The sequence below is a fragment of the Thauera sp. SDU_THAU2 genome (assembly GCF_038260575.1).
Taxonomy (GTDB): domain Bacteria; phylum Pseudomonadota; class Gammaproteobacteria; order Burkholderiales; family Rhodocyclaceae; genus Thauera.
The window spans coordinates 2,378,370-2,393,778 of record NZ_JBBWUN010000003.1; the positions used below are offsets into that span (position 1 = coordinate 2,378,370).

14 protein-coding genes are annotated in these 15,409 nt (G+C 66.5%); 8 read left to right on the top strand and 6 right to left on the bottom strand.

Annotation, left to right across the window (positions count from 1 at the left end; translation table 11 throughout):
• Positions 1-311: 311 nt before the first annotated feature.
• From lysS to phaP, 8 genes are all read left to right on the top strand, one after another.
• A complete protein-coding gene (lysS, locus tag AAFL97_RS12545; RefSeq protein ID WP_341645202.1) occupies positions 312-1,811 on the top strand; it encodes a lysine--tRNA ligase in 1,500 nt (499 codons plus the stop codon).
• A 228-nt stretch (positions 1,812-2,039) separates the two neighbouring features.
• The gene (locus AAFL97_RS12550; protein WP_341645203.1) at positions 2,040-2,621 is read left to right on the top strand and encodes a PIN domain-containing protein; all 582 of its coding nucleotides are present in this window, start codon (positions 2,040-2,042) and stop codon (positions 2,619-2,621) included.
• Between the two features lie 140 nt (positions 2,622-2,761).
• Positions 2,762-3,682: a DUF808 domain-containing protein gene (locus tag AAFL97_RS12555; RefSeq protein WP_341645204.1), complete on the top strand. Its 921-nt coding sequence runs from the start codon at positions 2,762-2,764 to the stop codon at positions 3,680-3,682.
• Positions 3,683-3,688: 6 nt separating this feature from the next.
• Entirely contained in the window at positions 3,689-5,638 is a 1,950-nt protein-coding gene (mnmC, locus tag AAFL97_RS12560) for a bifunctional tRNA (5-methylaminomethyl-2-thiouridine)(34)-methyltransferase MnmD/FAD-dependent 5-carboxymethylaminomethyl-2-thiouridine(34) oxidoreductase MnmC (protein ID WP_341645205.1), read from the top strand.
• Positions 5,639-5,656: 18 nt separating this feature from the next.
• Positions 5,657-7,774, top strand: coding sequence for a cation:proton antiporter (locus AAFL97_RS12565; protein WP_341645206.1), 2,118 nt, complete (start codon positions 5,657-5,659; stop codon positions 7,772-7,774).
• 2 nt (positions 7,775-7,776) lie between these two features.
• Positions 7,777-8,895: a PAS domain-containing sensor histidine kinase gene (locus AAFL97_RS12570; protein ID WP_341645207.1), complete on the top strand. Its 1,119-nt coding sequence runs from the start codon at positions 7,777-7,779 to the stop codon at positions 8,893-8,895.
• A complete protein-coding gene (locus AAFL97_RS12575; RefSeq protein ID WP_341645208.1) occupies positions 8,892-9,542 on the top strand; it encodes a response regulator transcription factor in 651 nt (216 codons plus the stop codon). The genes AAFL97_RS12570 and AAFL97_RS12575 overlap by 4 nt, the downstream gene beginning before the upstream one ends.
• On the top strand, positions 9,539-10,135 hold the full coding sequence (gene phaP / locus AAFL97_RS12580) for a TIGR01841 family phasin (RefSeq protein ID WP_341645209.1): 597 nt from the start codon (positions 9,539-9,541) through the stop codon (positions 10,133-10,135). Before AAFL97_RS12575 ends, phaP begins: the two co-directional genes overlap by 4 nt.
• 85 nt (positions 10,136-10,220) lie before the next feature.
• On the opposite strand, the gene gltX is transcribed toward phaP, so the two are convergent.
• The 6 genes from gltX to AAFL97_RS12610 form a co-directional block, all read right to left on the bottom strand.
• Entirely contained in the window at positions 10,221-11,633 is a 1,413-nt protein-coding gene (gene gltX / locus AAFL97_RS12585) for a glutamate--tRNA ligase (protein WP_341645210.1), read from the bottom strand.
• Between the two features lie 209 nt (positions 11,634-11,842).
• Positions 11,843-12,133, bottom strand: a complete 291-nt coding sequence (locus AAFL97_RS12590; RefSeq protein WP_341645211.1) for a helix-turn-helix domain-containing protein — start codon at positions 12,131-12,133, stop codon at positions 11,843-11,845.
• Between the two features lie 4 nt (positions 12,134-12,137).
• Complete coding sequence (locus AAFL97_RS12595) at positions 12,138-12,449, bottom strand: DNA-binding protein (RefSeq protein WP_341645212.1); 312 nt, start codon at positions 12,447-12,449, stop codon at positions 12,138-12,140.
• A 97-nt stretch (positions 12,450-12,546) separates the two neighbouring features.
• A complete protein-coding gene (locus AAFL97_RS12600; protein WP_341645213.1) occupies positions 12,547-13,341 on the bottom strand; it encodes an ABC transporter ATP-binding protein in 795 nt (264 codons plus the stop codon).
• A gap of 1 nt (position 13,342) precedes the next feature.
• Positions 13,343-14,233, bottom strand: coding sequence for an ABC transporter permease (locus AAFL97_RS12605; protein ID WP_341645214.1), 891 nt, complete (start codon positions 14,231-14,233; stop codon positions 13,343-13,345).
• A gap of 75 nt (positions 14,234-14,308) precedes the next feature.
• Entirely contained in the window at positions 14,309-15,280 is a 972-nt protein-coding gene (locus tag AAFL97_RS12610) for an ABC transporter substrate-binding protein (RefSeq protein WP_341645215.1), read from the bottom strand.
• Positions 15,281-15,409: the final 129 nt, after the last annotated feature.

Genomic DNA, 15,409 nt, shown 5'->3' on the forward strand with positions numbered 1-15,409 from the left:
CCGAGCCCCTCTATCGGTTCTGCGCACCTGCACTTGAGAACAGATTTCGATGCAGCGCGCAGTATTTTTTGACGGAATATTCCCCACAATGGGGATAGAAACAAGGACATAAATCTCATTTTTGGCAAATAAACGGCCACCGACCTGCGAGCGCCGCGTCACTGCCTGCCCTCCCGGCCGCCCTCCCGCCGTTCCCATCCGTGCCGGCCGCGGCCTCGCAATTGCCCTGCCTGCGCCGGCCTGCGACAATCACGCCTTTGTCGCCGGCGCCTTGCCGGTGCCCACGCATCCTCATCTCCCGAACCGAAAACATGTCCGACCAGACGAACACCCCGCCGCAGGACGAGAATCACCTGATCGCCGAGCGCCGCGACAAGCTCGCCGCCTGGCGCAGCAGCGGCCGCGCCTTCCCCAACGACTTCTCGCGCGAGAACACCGCCGGCAAGCTCGCCGAGCTGTACGGCGACAAGGAAGCCGAGGCGCTGGAAGCGCTGCCGGTGGAAGTCAGGGTGGCCGGCCGCATCATGCTCAAGCGGGTGATGGGCAAGGCGAGCTTCGTCACCATCCAGGATCTGTCGGGCCGCATCCAGCTCTACGTGCAGCGCGACGGCGTCGGCGAGGACGTCTACGCCCAGTTCAAGACCTGGGACATCGGCGACATCGTCGGCTGCATCGGCACCGTGTTCAAGACCAAGACCGGCGAGCTGTCGGTCAAGGCCGGCGAGATCCGCCTGCTGACCAAGAGCCTGCGCCCGCTGCCGGACAAGTTCCACGGCCTCACCGACGTCGAGCAGAAGTACCGCCAGCGTTACGTCGACCTGATCGTCAGCGAGCAGTCGCGCTTCACCTTCGCCGCGCGCAGCCGCATCGTGCAGTCGATCCGCAACTACATGACCGGCCACGGCTTCCTCGAAGTCGAGACGCCGATGATGCACCCCATTCCCGGCGGCGCCGCGGCCAAGCCCTTCGTCACCCACCACAATGCGCTCGACATGGAGCTGTTCCTGCGCATCGCGCCCGAGCTCTACCTGAAGCGCCTGGTGGTGGGCGGCTTCGAGAAGGTGTTCGAGGTCAACCGCAACTTCCGCAACGAAGGCCTCAGCCCGCGCCACAACCCCGAATTCACGATGATGGAGTTCTACGAGGCGTACGCGAACTACCGCACGCTGATGGACTTCACCGAAGGCCTGATCCGCCAGGCCGCGCGCGAGGCGCTGGGCGCCGAGAGCTTCGTCTACCAGGGCCGCGAACTGGACCTGTCCAAGCCCTTCCACCGCCTGACCATCGTCCAGGCCATCCGCAAGTACCACCCGGAGTTCACCGAGGTACAGCTGGCCGACGCCGAATGGGTCAGGCAGCAGATCGTCGCCTTCGGCGAGAAGGTCAAGCCGGGCGGCCTCGGCAGCCTGCAGCTGCAGCTGTTCGAAGCCTGCGCCGAAAGCCAGCTGTGGGAGCCGACCTTCATCATCGACTACCCGGTCGAAGTCTCGCCGCTGGCCCGCGCCTCGGACAGCGACCCCGAGATCACCGAACGCTTCGAGCTCTTCATCGTCGGCCGCGAAATCGCCAACGGCTTCTCCGAGCTGAACGACCCCGAAGACCAGGCCGCACGCTTCCGTGCCCAGGTCGAGGCCAAGGAAGCCGGCGACGAGGAAGCCATGTACTTCGACGCCGACTACATCCGCGCGCTCGAATACGGCCTGCCGCCGACCGGCGGCTGCGGCATCGGCATCGACCGCCTGGTGATGCTGCTGACCGACTCGCCGTCGATCCGCGACGTCATCCTCTTTCCGCAGATGCGACCGGAGTAAGGGCAGAGGCAATTTTGCCCAAGACTACCCGGGCAGCAGTCCCGAAGTACTCACGAAACCCGCAGAGCCGCAAGCCTTGCGGGTTTTTTGATGTGTTTCCCGCTGGCTCGCCTCTTCAGGCCCGTAGGTACAGCACACCGCCACATCATTGAAGTTCGTCCGGCACAGGCTTATATTGACCGCAATTCTGATGCAAATTCGCATCAGTTCTGATGCAGGAGAAACGCCATGCGAACGACTGTGACCATCGATGATGCGCTGTACGAAAAGGCGCTGGAAGTGGCCGACCCGACGATGGACAAGGCCGATCTGTTCCGCGAGGCGGTGAAGACCTTCGTGCGGGTGCAGGCGGCCAAACGGCTGGCGGCGCTGGGCGGCACCAGCCCCGACATGCCCGAGATCCCCCCGGCGGCGGGAAGCGCCGGCGGCATGAACGGAGTGCTTGTCGATACCTCCGTCTGGGTGGCGCATTTCCGCCAATCGAATCCCGTGCTGGCGGAACTGGCGGCAGTTGAAGCCATACTGACGCATCCGCTGGTGCGCGGTGAAATTGCCTGCGGCACGCCGCCCCGGCGTACCGCGGTGCTGGCCGACCTGGCCCTGCTGGCGACGCCAAGGCTCGCTACCCTGGACGAGGTGATCGACTTCATCGAGCGGGAAAAGCTCCACGGCCTCGGCTGCGGCGTGGTGGATCTCACGCTGCTCGCCTCGGTACTGCTGACACCCGGCGTCGCCTTATGGACGCTGGACCGGCGCCTGCTGGCGCTGGCCGAACGCTTCGGTCTTGCCTGGCAGCCGAAACGGCATTGACATCACGGGAAACAACTTTGCCGGGCACCGCACGGCTACAATTTCCTCCCCAATCACGCTGGCGCAGGCATCCATGAATCACGGCAATACAGGCGGGTCTTTCCTCATGACTTTCCATCTGCTTTCGGAGTAAGACCGCCATGGCCGGAACCAGCCTGTTCATGCTGCTGGACGACATCGCCAGCATGCTCGACGACGTCGCCACGATGACCAAGGTGGCGACCAAGAAGACCGCAGGCGTGCTCGGCGACGATCTCGCGCTGAACGCCCAGCAGGTCACCGGCGTACGCGCCGACCGCGAACTGCCGGTGGTATGGGCGGTCGCCAAGGGCTCGCTGCTGAACAAGGCCATTCTGGTGCCGGCGGCGCTGGCGATCAGCGCCTTCATCCCGTGGCTGATCGCGCCGCTGCTGATGCTGGGCGGCGCTTTCCTGTGCTTCGAAGGTTTCGAGAAGCTGGCGCACAAGTTCCTGCACGGCAAGGAAGAAGGCGAACGCCACGCCGAAGCAGTCAAGGCACGAATCGACCCGGAAGTCGATCTCGTCGCCTTCGAAAAGGACAAGATCAAGGGTGCGGTGCGAACCGATTTCATCCTGTCGGCCGAGATCATCGTCATCGCCCTGGGCGTGGTCGGCGGCATGGACTTCGGTACCCAGATCGCGGTGCTGGTCAGCATCGCCATCATGATGACCATCGGCGTGTATGGCCTGGTCGCCGGCATCGTCAAGCTCGACGACGCCGGGCTCTACCTCAGCCAGCGCGCCAATGCACTGGCGCGCGCGGTGGGCAGCGCCATCCTGTGGGCAGCGCCGTGGCTGATGCGGGCGCTGTCGGTGATCGGCACAGCGGCGATGTTCCTGGTCGGCGGCGGCATCCTCACTCACGGCTTGCCGCCGGTGCATCACCTCATCGAGACGCTCACCGCCGGCATCGGCGGAATCACCGGCGCCCTGCTGCCCAGCCTGCTCGACGGCGTGTTCGGCATCATCGTCGGCGCACTGGTGCTGGTCGTGGTCAGCATCGCCAAACGCCTGCTGCCCGCCAAAGCCGCTGCACACTGAACGCCGATGTCCATCATCCCGGCGCGTCTCGCCTTTGCCGACGACGGCACACCCTATTCCGACACCTTCGACGACATCTACCACTCCAGCGACGGCGGCTTCGGCCAGGCCCGCCACGTCTTCCTGGCCGGCAACGACCTGCCGCAGCGCTGGCGGGGGTGCGAAGGCTTCGTCGTGCTGGAGACCGGCTTCGGCCTGGGCCTGAACTTCCTCGCCACCTGGGCGGCCTGGCGGGCCGATCCGCAGCGCTGCGAACGGCTGCATTTCGTTTCCTGCGAGCTTCACCCCTTCAGCCGCGACGATCTCGCCGCGCTGCATGCGCGCCTGCAGTCGAATCAGTCCACCGACTGGCCCGGGGATTGGCCCTCAGCTTCGGCCACTTTCGCCGAACTCAGCGCCGAGTTGCTGACGCAATGGCCGGTGCTGGCACCCGGCCTGCATCGGCTGCATCTGGATGGCGAGCGGGTGACGCTGACACTGTATTTCGGCGACGCCCGCGACGGCCTGGCGCAGATCGCCGCGCGTGCCGACGCCTTTTACCTCGACGGCTTCTCGCCTGCGAAAAATCCGGAACTCTGGTCGCCGAAGATCTGCCACCTGCTCGCCCGCCTGGCCGCGCCGGAAGCGACCTTGGCAACCTGGTCGGTGGCCGGCACGGTGCGCGAGCATCTGCGCCACGCCGGCTTCGACGTCGAAAAGGCGCCCGGCTTCGGCGGCAAGCGGCAGATGCTGCGCGGGCGACTGCAGGATCGGCAACATGCGGAGAAGCGCCCCGTCCCTGCCGCCTCTTCACGCCATGCGCTGGTGATCGGCGCAGGGCTGGCCGGCTGCGCGCTGGCCGAACGGCTCGCCGCACGCGGCTGGACCATCGAACTGGTCGATGCCGCCGATGCGCCCGCGACCGGCGCCTCCGGCAACCTCGCCGGCGTGTTGCGCCCATTGCCCAGCCTCGACGACAACCCGATGAGCCGGCTGACCCGCGCCGGCACGCTGTACGGCTGGCGCCACATCGCCCGGCTGCGGCGCGACGGCCAGGCAATCAAGGCCGAGGCCTGCGGCGTGCTGCACCTGGCGCGCGACGACGCCCAGGCGGCGAAGATGGGCAAGGTCGTCGAACGGCTCGCCCTGCCTGCCGAGCACCTGCGCTGCGTCGATGCGAGCACGGCCTCGGCACTGGCGGGCTGGCCGCTGCCGATCGGCGGCTGGCATTTCGGCGACAGCGGCTGGGTACAGCCGCCCAGCCTGTGCGCCGCCAACCTGGCGCATCACGCCGATCGCATCCATGGCCACTTCGGCCATGCCGTCGCCCGTCTGCAGCACGACGGCGAAACCTGGCAGGCCATCGACGCCGAGGGCGGCACGATCGCCCGAGCACCGGTGATGGTGCTTGCCGCCGGCACAGGCGTGCGCGAGCTGCTGCCGCGCGGCCTGCTGCCGGTGGTCAGCGCACGCGGGCAGGTATCGATCCTGCCCGCCGCGACCGGCAGCCCGCCCCGCCTCGTCGTCTGCCGCGGCGGCTACGTCAGCCCCGAAGTCGACGGCCAACGCTGTGCCGGCGCCACTTTCTCGGTGGACGACGAGGACACCGGCCTGCGCGACGACGACCACGCAGAAAACCTTGCCAAGCTCGACGGCATGCTGCCCGGCATTGCCGCCGGCCTGTCGCCCGGCGACGTGGCCGGCCGCGTCGGCTTCCGCCCCGCTTCGCCCGACCGCCTGCCGATGGTCGGCGCCCTGCCGATGCCGGGCCCGCTGGATCGCGGCACGCCACTGCCGGATGTGCCCCGCCAGCCCGGCGCCTGGGTGCTGTCGGGCTACGGCGCGCGCGGCCTGGTATGGTCCGCGCTCGCTGCCGAACTGCTGGCCAGCCAAATCGAAGGCGAACCCCTGCCACTCGAACGCAATCTGTGCGATGCCATCGACCCGGCCCGCTTCCTGCTGCGGCCCGGGGCCTGAATGTACTGAGGACCATCCGTGCATACCGTCGAAACCGTGTTGCTGGTGCTGATGCTCGGCGCGCTGACCGGCATCACCGCCCGCTATCTGAGTGCCATTCCGCTGCCGCTGATCCAGATCGGCCTGGGTACGCTGCTGGCCTGGCCCCAGCAAGGCCTGCACATCGCCTTCGACCCCGAGCTGTTCCTGCTGCTGTTCATCCCGCCGCTGCTGTTCGCCGACGGCTGGCGCATTCCGAAGCGTGAGTTCTTCTCGCTCTACAAGCCGATCCTGAAACTGGCCTTCGGCCTGGTGCTGTTCACCGTGCTCGGCCTGGGTTACCTCATCCACTGGCTGATTCCGGAGATGCCGCTGACCGTCGCCTTTGCGCTCGCGGCCGTGGTGTCGCCCACCGACGCGGTGGCCGTGTCGGCGATCACGCGCAACCTGGGCATGCCGTCGAAGACGATGCACGTGCTCGAAGGTGAATCGCTGCTCAACGATGCATCCGGCCTGGTCGCGCTCAAGTTCGCCATCGCCGCCACGCTCACCGGGCTGTTCTCGTGGAGCGAGGCGGGAAAAGAGTTTCTGTGGATGGCCGTGGGCGGGCTCGCCGCCGGCGTGCTGATCGGCTGGGGCTTCGCCGTGGCGCGCGACACCGTGACCCGCAAGCTCGGCGACGTCGCCGCCACCCAGATGGTGCTGCTGCTCGTGCTGCTGCCCTTTGCAGCCTACATCGTCGGCGAACGCATCGGCGTGTCGGGCATCCTGGCCGCAGTGGCCGCCGGCATCACGACCAATTTCGCCGACCTGAACCGCAGCGAATTCATCACCGAGCGGATGCAGACCGAAGGCACCTGGACCTTGGTGGAATCCGCCTTCAACGGCGCCATCTTCCTGCTGCTCGGCCTGCAGCTTCCGTCCATCATCGGCACCACGCTGGAGCAGGCGGGCGAGCATTGGTGGGTGCCGATCGGACAGGTCGCGGCAATCTCGCTGGCCTTGCTGCTGATGCGCTGGCTCTGGCTCAGCACCGGCGTGCACACCAGCCTGTGGCGCGCGCACGCCGAAGGCAAACTGGCCGAAAAAACCGTCACGGCTGCTGACCCTGGCGACCACGCTGGCCGGCATCCGCGGCGCGGTGACGCTGGCCGGCGCGCTGTCGGTGCCGCTGCTGCTGAACGACGGCAGCCCTTTCCCCGGGCGCAACCAGCTGGTTTTCCTCGCCACCGGCACCATCCTGTTCACGCTGCTGATCGGCAGCATCGGCCTGCCGCTGGTATTGCGGCGCATGCCGCCGAGCGGCGAACCCGCATCGATGCAGGAAGAACGCAAGGCCCGGCTGGCCGCCTGCAAGGCAGCGATCGCCAGCATGGTGCTGGACAAGACCCAGGCCGACACCGCCGATCCTCAATGGCTCGCGCAATACCAGGAATCCGCCGGCCGCCTGACCCAGGAATACCGCAAGCGCATCGACCTGCTCGACGACGACGCCCCAGCGGCAACGCCCGAGGCACAGGCCGAGGCACCCGACGCAATCCTCCAGCGCCGCCAGCGCTACGTCGTCGAACAGGAGCTGCGGCTGGAGGCGCTGCACGCCGAACGCAACGCGCTCTACGCCGAACGGCACGCCCACCGGATCAACGACGAATCGCTGCGCAGCCTGGTCGCCGAACTCGATCTGACGGAGGCCGCACTGCGCAGGCGCCTCGACGTCGCCCGTCGCGCCGCCAGAATGGCGGCGAACGCGGTGGCGTCCTCGACGCCATCGCGGGAGACCGGCCCCCATTGACACAGTCCTTGAGCAGACTGTTCCCGACCTGCCCTTACAGCGTGTCCTCCACGAAGCCGCCCCCGTGCGCTGCCGCTACCGGGCTCGATGGACCGCCGCACTGCCCGGCGTCCCCCACCAAGCCGGTGCCCGGATGCTGCCGAGCTATGGCGCATGCGGTCCGGCGTGGTTCGCACTCGCTGCCGAACTGCCGGCCAGCCACCCCGAGGGTGAACCCCTGCTGCTCGAACAAAATCTCTGCGACGCTGTCGACCCAGCACGCTTCCTGCTGCGTCCGCAACACATGGGGCGAACTGAAGAATAGGTGGTCAGATCACGGCGAATGGGGCCTTGCAAGCGGCTCACCTTCGTTGTCGGGGAGATGATCATGGCTGCATACGATGCCCATCTCACTTCCGCCCTGGCGGATACCGAACGCCGCCTCGCAGCGACCCAGACGCTCGCCCGCGTCGGCGACTGGGCGCTGGAACGGGACACCGGACACATGCTCTGGTCACCGGAGCTCTTCCGCCTGTTCGAGCGTCCCATCGAACAAGGCGTGCCCGACATCAACGAAGCCCTCGCCTACTTCAGCCCGGAATCGCTCGAACTCACCCGCACCGCCTTCTGGTACGCGATCGACAAGGGCGAGCGCTGCACGCTCGAACAGACCGCGCAACTGCCTTCCGGCACGACTGCGCACTACGTCACCGAGATCGTGCCGGTTGCCGACGACACCGGCCGCGTGTTCATGCTCTACGGCACGGTGCAGGACATCACCGAGCGCAAGGCGCTGGAAGCCGAACGCCTGCGCCAGGTCCGCCGCGTCGCCGAACTGTCGCGCCGCCTGCTCGAAGTCGGCGAACACGAACGCCGCCGGCTCGCTGCCGCCCTGCATGACCAGGCGAGCCCCAACCTCGCGGCGCTGAAGCTGATCTTCACCAATCTCCGCAAGGCGCTGCCGGATTCGATTCACCGCGAACTGGAGCCGCTGCTGGACGATGCCGCCGCCCTGCTCGCCGACACCGACGCCGGCATCCGCGACATCTGCGCGACCCTGCATCCCGCCACGCTCGACTACGCCGGCCTGGCCGCCGCGATCCGCGAATATGCCAAGCTGGTCGCACGCCACAGCGATACCCGCGTACTGCTCGAACTGGACGAGGACATGAGCGGCCTGTCCGCCGAATTGCAGGCGATGCTGTTCCGCATCGCGCAGGAAGCCCTGACCAACTGCGCCAAGCACGCATCCGCCCACCGGATCCGGATCGAGTTGCGGCGCCGTGGCAAGGACATCGTCCTGCGCATCGCCGACGACGGCTGCGGCTTCGATCCCGAACTGCTCGGCCAGCACGGCACCACGCCCGGCCTGGGGCTCATCACCATGCGGGAACGGGCCGAGCTCGCCGGCGGCCGCTTCACGCTGCGCTCCGCACCCGATGCCGGCACCGAAATCGAAGTCGTGCTCGCACCCCATGCACATCGCTTTCCGGGAGGCAGGCCATGAAACCGTTAAACATCGTGCTCGCGGACGACCACCAGATGTTCCGCCATGCCTTGCGCGCGCTGCTGGAAAAGGAGCCCGGCCTGGCCGTGGTCGGCGAAGCTGCCGACGGTGAAGCCCTGCTCCGCCTGCTTGCCGAACAGCCGGTGGACATCGTCTGCATCGACATCGGCATGCCGGGCATGAACGGCATCGAGGCCACGCGCCGCCTGCTGGCGCTGTATCCCGACATCCGGGTGATCGGACTGTCGGCCTATTCCGACCAGCAGTTCGTCATCGACCTGCTCAATGCCGGCGCCCAGGGCTACGTGACGAAGGCGGCGGCCGGCGACGATCTGCTGCGCGCCATCGAAAACGTCCGGCACGGCCGCACCTATCTCTGCCCTGAAGTGGCCGGCGCGGTGGCCAGCGCGCTGCGCTTCGGCACCGAACTGCGCACCTGCTCGCTGCCGCTGACCGCGCGCGAGCGCCAGGTCCTGCAATTGATCGCCGAAGGCCACACCTCGGCACGCATCGCCGAGCGTCTGCACATCGCGCCATCGACCATCGAGGTGCACCGGCGCAACATCATGCGCAAGCTCGATCTGCACAGCGTTGCCGAGCTCACCCGCTATGCCATCCGAAACGGCATCTGCCAGGTGAGCGAATGATTCCGGGAACATTTACGCCGCGTTACACGGCCTACCTGTTTTACCGGTACATCGAAACACCCATAACGGGGTATATCACCCCTCGGGCTTTGACATTAGCATCGTGGACTTCAAACCATTCAATGCATGCCACCCGCGAGGAAGCCAAGATGACCACCCATCCGTCCGTACAGAAGTTCGCAGCAACTGCCAACTCCAGCCTGCAAACCTTCCAGTCGCTGGCCGACATCGTGCTCGATGCCTCGGAACAGTTGCTCTCGCTCAACGTCGAGGCTGCCCGCTCCCTGTGCGCCTACGCCTCGGCCCAGACCCTGCCGGCCAACAGCGAAGAACTCCGCAGCCGGTTTGCGAACCGCGTCACGGCGAACAATGAAAGCTTCGAGCAAGCCACCGAATACCTGCGCAACGTGAATGAAATCTGCCTGCGCACGCAGACGGAATTCGCCGAAATCAGCGCCCGCCACTTCAACGAAGTGAGCAGCTCGATGCAATCGCTGTTCGACGAAGTCTCCAAGCTGACACCGGCAGCCACGCTGGAAACATTCTCGGCTCCGGCAACGAGTGCGCGCAACACTGCCCGCAAGGCCGCCTGACATGCGCTGAAGCGGTAAACGGCGAAGGCCCCGGACTCTTTCCGGGGCCTTCGCCGTTTACGCCCCTACCGGAGCAAGTCCTCGCTCAAAGATAGCGATCGAGCCGCATCAGCACCCGTTCGCGTCCCAGCACTTCCAGCACCGCGTCGATCGACGGTGTCTGCGGCACGCCCAGCACGACGACGCGCAGCGGAATCGCCACCTGCGGCATCTTCAGGCCGTGCTCGGCCATGGTGTCCTTGATCGCCTGCGACAGCGCCGCCTTGTTCCACTCCGCGCCGGCCAGGCGGCCGCGCAGGCTGGTCAGCGCCGCCTTCGCAGCTTCGTTCATGTGCTGACCGATCACTTCCGGCGCCGGATGCACGTCGGCGACGAACAGCTCGGCCGAATCGGCCAGCTCGTTCAGGTTGGAAACGCGATCCTTGTACAGCGCGACCACCGCTTCCAGCGAGACGCCGGTCTCGGGATTCACGCCGCGCCGCGCCAGCCGGTTGGCGACCTGGGCGGCCAGGAAAGCGTCGTCCGCCTTCTTGATGTACTGGGCATTGAGCCAGTTCAGCTTTTCGGTGTTGAACTGCGCCGCCGAAGGCGTGATGTGGTCGAGATCGAACCACTCGACGAACTGCGCGCGGCTGAACACCTCGTCGTCGCCGTGGCTCCAGCCCAGGCGGGCCAGGTAGTTGATGACCGCATCCGGCAGGTAGCCGTCCTCGTCGTACTGCATCACGCTGACCGCGCCGTGGCGCTTGGACAGCTTGGTGCCGTCGTCGCCGAGGATCATCGACAGGTGGGCATATAGCGGCACCTCGGCACCCAACGCCCGCAGCACGTTGATCTGGCGCGGCGTGTTGTTCACATGGTCGTCACCGCGGATGACGTGGGTGATGCCCATGTCCCAGTCGTCCACCACCACGCAGAAATTGTAGGTCGGCGTGCCGTCGGCGCGGGCGATGATGAAGTCGTCCAGCTCGGCGTTGGCGATCTCGATGCGGCCCTTGACCAGATCGTCCCAGGCCACGGCGCCCTCCACCGGGTTGCGGAAGCGCACCACCGGCTGCACGCCTTCGGGCGGCTGCGGCAACGCCTTGCCGGCCTCCGGCCGCCAGCGGCCGTCGTAGCGCGGCTTCTCGCCGCGGGCGCGCTGCTCCTCGCGGATACGGTCGAGCTCTTCCGGCGACATGTAGCAATGGTAGGCAGTACCGGCAGCCAGCATCTGCTGGATCACCTCCTTGTACCGCTCCATGCGCTGCATCTGGTAGAACGGGCCTTCGTCATGCTCCAGGCCCAGCCACTGCATGCCGTCCAGGATGGCCTGCACCGCCGCGGGGGTGGAACGGGCGACGTCGGTATCCTCGATGCGCAGGATGAACTTGCCGCCATGGCGACGGGCGAAGGCCCACGAGAACAGCGCCGTGCGCGCACCGCCGATGTGGAGATAACCGGTGGGGCTGGGCGCGAAGCGGGTGCGGACGGGGCGGGACGCGGAAGACTGGGACATGGCTGGAAGCTGTTGGATGCGCGGAAAAGCGAAGGGCGGATTCTAAGCGATTGGGCCGGGCTTGCGGCGTGGCCCGAACCCTAGGCGTCGTGAGGTACAACGGTTGGACGACGGGGCATGGCAATTGGGCTGTTCACCCTGCCAGGTTCTCCGTACTTTGGTGATTTGCGCGTGCAAGTCGCTTTGGATGGTTTTCCAGGCGATGACAACTACTGCACAAGCTCCCGCAGTACTTCAGGGTGTGCCACAGCCACTCGAATCAAAGTCTGCGCAGCACCGGACGGCTTGCGCCGGCCCTGCTCCCAGTCCTGCAGGGTGCGTACCGACACACCCATCAGCATGGCGAATTGAGACTGCGACAGACCCGAAGCAGTACGGGCCGCAATCAGCGGCGAGTGCACCACGGTGCCCTGCCCTGCCTTCATCTGGCGGATGGATTCGAGCAGGTCTGCGTGCAGGTCACGCCCGGCCTCGAAGGCTTCGAGTTCGGCATCGGTCATCGGCTTAGAGGTCGAGGGCATTTCTGATCTCCATCAGTTGTCTGGCGGTCATCGAGTCCCGCTCCGATTTCGCGTACAGCAAGAGCAGTACGATCTCGCCCACCTCATTACGGGTGAAGTAGATCACCCGTACCCCGCTTGATTTCCCCGACCCAGCTCGGCTCCAGCGTATCTTGCGCAGCCCGCCCGTGCCTTGAATCACATCTCCGGCCTCAGGTTCATTTGCGAGAAACGCAGCAAATTCTCCGCGCTCATCTTCACGCCAGTAGCGCGGCCAGAGCTTGGAGAACAGCGGGGTTTCGACGATGGTGTGCATTGTCGCAACATACGGCACTGCCGTATGAATGGCAAGCACGTCAGACAGCCCTCACGAATCAGCGGCGGAAAACATCATGGACATGACTGCCCACTTCCTAGCTCAGCAGCAGCTTGTCGTCGTCCAGCACTTCGCCGCGCACCTTCTCGAACATCGCGAGCAGGTGATGCACGTCCATCCCTTCGCGCTCCTTGCCCGAGACGTCGAGCACGACCCTCCCCTGGTGCAGCATCACGGTGCGCTGGCCGACGTCGAGCGCCTGGCGCATGCTGTGGGTCACCATCATCGTCGTCAGCTTGTGCTCGGCGACGATGCGCACCGTCAGCTCGAGCACGAAGGCGGCGGTGCGCGGATCGAGCGCGGCGGTGTGCTCGTCCAGCAGCAGCAGGCGCGAAGGCTGCAGCGCCGCCATCAGCAGGCTGACGGCCTGGCGCTGGCCGCCGGAGAGCAGGCCGATGCGGTCGGACAGGCGGTTCTCCAGGCCAAGACCGAGCGTCGCCAACTGGGCACGGAACTCCTCGCGCAGCGCCGGCTTGACGGCGAAGGACAGGCCGCGGCGGCGGCCGCGCATCTTCGCCAGCGCCATGTTCTCTTCGATGGTGAGGTCTTCGCAGGTACCCGCCAGCGGGTCCTGGAACACGCGCGCGACGTGGCGCGCCCGCGACCACACCGGCTGGCGGGTCATGTCGATGCCGTCGATCTCGATGCTGCCGCTGTCGATCTTCTGCTCGCCGGAGACGGCATTGAGGAAGGTCGACTTGCCGGCGCCGTTCGAGCCGATCACGGTGACGAACTGCCCGGACGGGATCTCGAGCGACATGCCGCGCAGGGCCTGGGTCTCGATCGGCGTGCCGGGGTTGAAGGTGAGGTGCAGATCCTGGGCTTTGAGCATGTCAGTTCGCCTTCTTTCCGGACCAGTGCTGGCGCAGCCTGGGCACCACCAGCGCCACCGTCACCAGCAAGGCGGTGACGAGGTTGAGATCCTGCGCCTGCAGGCCGATAAAGTCGGAATTGAGCGCCAGCGCGATGAAGAAGCGATAGACGATGGCGCCGACAATCACCGCGATGGTCGCCAGGTAGAGCTTGCGCGAGGGCAGCAGGCTTTCGCCGACGATCACCGCCGCCAAGCCGATGACGATGGTGCCCACGCCCATCGAGATGTCCGCCCCGCCCTGGGTCTGCGCGAACAGCGCGCCGGCCAGCCCGACCAGCGCGTTCGACAGCGCCATGCCGGCCAGCACCGCCAACCCGGTATTGACGCCCTGCGCCCGCGCCATGCGCGCGTTGGAGCCGGTGGCGCGGATCGCCAAGCCGCTCTGGGTGGCGAAGAAGCCGTCCAGCAGGAACTTCATCGCCAGCACCACGAAGACCAGCAGCAGCGGCCGGAACACGTAGTCCGCCAGCGCCTCGGGCTGCAGGATGTTGAAGACGGTCGGCTCCATGATCAGCGGCACGTTGGGCTTGCCCATGATGCGCAGGTTGATCGAGTACAGCGCGATCATCATCAGGATGCTGGCGAGCAGGTCCATGATCTTCAGCCGCACGTTGAGCCAGCCGGTGATCAGGCCCGCCACGGCGCCGGCGGCCGTCGCCGCGAGCGTGGCGACGAAGGGATCGGTACCGCTTGCAATCAGCGTCGCGGCCACCGCGCCGCCGAGCGGAAAGCTGCCGTCGACGGTCAGGTCGGGGAAGCGCAGCAGGCGGAAGGAGATATAGACGCCGAGGGCGACGAGGCTGAAGATCAGCCCGATCTCCAGGGCCCCGAGCAGGGTGTAGAAAGACATGAGGGAACGACCGTTGGCTGAAGGGCGGCAGCAGGCGCCGCCGGCCGAGCGCCGACGGCATGCCCGCCGCGGGGCTTACTGGATGACCTTGGCGGCGGACTTCACCAGTTCGTCGGACAGCGTGATGCCCTGCCTGCGCGCTGCTTCCGGATTGACGTGGAGTTCGAGCTTGGTGCTCGTCTCGGAAGCGATGTCGCCCGGCTTCTCGCCGTTGAGGATGCGGGCGACGATCTTGCCGGTCTGCACGCCCAGGCCGCGGTAGTCCATGCCGTAGGCGGCCACCGCGCCGCGCACGACGCTGTCGACGTCGGCCGCGACCAGCGGAATCTTGGCGTCCATGCCGACCTTGACCAGGGCCTCGTAGGCCGACACCACGTTGTTGTCGGTGCTGGTGTAGAAGACGTCGGCCTTGCCGATCAGGCTGCGCGCCGCCGAACCGACGTCGACCGAGCGCGGCGCGGCGGCTTCGACCAGGCTCATGCCGTGCTTGGGCAGCGCTTCGCGCATCTGCTCGAGCACCACCACCGAGTTAGCCTCGCCCGGGTTGAAGACCATGCCGACACGCTTGGCATCGGGCGCGACGCGCTTGATCAGGTCGATCTGCTTGTCCAGCTCGAGCGCATCCGAAGCACCGGTGACGTTGGTGCCCGACGGCGCCATCGACGGCACCAGCTTGGCGGCAACCGGATCGGTCACGGCCGAATACACCAGCGGGATGTTCTTGGTCGCGGCGACGACGGCCTGCGCCGAAGGCGTGGCGATGGCAACGATGGCATCGACCTTGTCGCCGACGAACTTGCGCGCGATCTGGGCAGCGGTGCCGGTATTGCCCTGGGCGCTCTGGTACTGCCACTTCAGATTCTTGCCTTCCTCGAAGCCTGCTTCGGCCAGGCCTTGCTTGACGCCATCACGCACCGCATCCAGCGCCGGGTGTTCGACGATCGCGGTGACGGCGACGGATTTCTGCTGGGCATGGACCGGGGCCGCGATTGCGAAAGCCAGCGTCAGCGCACCGAACAGGATATTGCGGGACTTGATGAAGGGCATTCAGGACTCCTCAGCGGCCATCTCGGCCAGGAAAGTTGGCAAGACTCGTCCCGCCACGGCAGAACGAAACTTTTGGAGTCCACCGGTCATCGCTGCTTTAGGCGACTGCCACAGGGCCGAAGCCAGGCA

What these genes read in the sequence shown, in the direction of transcription:
- phaP (WP_341645209.1), top strand. Translation starts at nt 9,539, where the DNA reads ATGATTCCGGGAACATTTACGCCGCGTTACACGGCCTACCTGTTTTAC.
- AAFL97_RS12575 (WP_341645208.1), top strand. Translation starts at nt 8,892, where the DNA reads ATGAAACCGTTAAACATCGTGCTCGCGGACGACCACCAGATGTTCCGC.
- AAFL97_RS12595 (WP_341645212.1), bottom strand. Translation starts at nt 12,449, where the DNA reads ATGCACACCATCGTCGAAACCCCGCTGTTCTCCAAGCTCTGGCCGCGC.
- AAFL97_RS12610 (WP_341645215.1), bottom strand. Translation starts at nt 15,280, where the DNA reads ATGCCCTTCATCAAGTCCCGCAATATCCTGTTCGGTGCGCTGACGCTG.
- lysS (WP_341645202.1), top strand. Translation starts at nt 312, where the DNA reads ATGTCCGACCAGACGAACACCCCGCCGCAGGACGAGAATCACCTGATC.
- AAFL97_RS12555 (WP_341645204.1), top strand. Translation starts at nt 2,762, where the DNA reads ATGGCCGGAACCAGCCTGTTCATGCTGCTGGACGACATCGCCAGCATG.
- AAFL97_RS12590 (WP_341645211.1), bottom strand. Translation starts at nt 12,133, where the DNA reads ATGACCGATGCCGAACTCGAAGCCTTCGAGGCCGGGCGTGACCTGCAC.
- gltX (WP_341645210.1), bottom strand. Translation starts at nt 11,633, where the DNA reads ATGTCCCAGTCTTCCGCGTCCCGCCCCGTCCGCACCCGCTTCGCGCCC.
- AAFL97_RS12605 (WP_341645214.1), bottom strand. Translation starts at nt 14,233, where the DNA reads ATGTCTTTCTACACCCTGCTCGGGGCCCTGGAGATCGGGCTGATCTTC.
- AAFL97_RS12550 (WP_341645203.1), top strand. Translation starts at nt 2,040, where the DNA reads ATGCGAACGACTGTGACCATCGATGATGCGCTGTACGAAAAGGCGCTG.
- mnmC (WP_341645205.1), top strand. Translation starts at nt 3,689, where the DNA reads ATGTCCATCATCCCGGCGCGTCTCGCCTTTGCCGACGACGGCACACCC.
- AAFL97_RS12600 (WP_341645213.1), bottom strand. Translation starts at nt 13,341, where the DNA reads ATGCTCAAAGCCCAGGATCTGCACCTCACCTTCAACCCCGGCACGCCG.
- AAFL97_RS12570 (WP_341645207.1), top strand. Translation starts at nt 7,777, where the DNA reads ATGGCTGCATACGATGCCCATCTCACTTCCGCCCTGGCGGATACCGAA.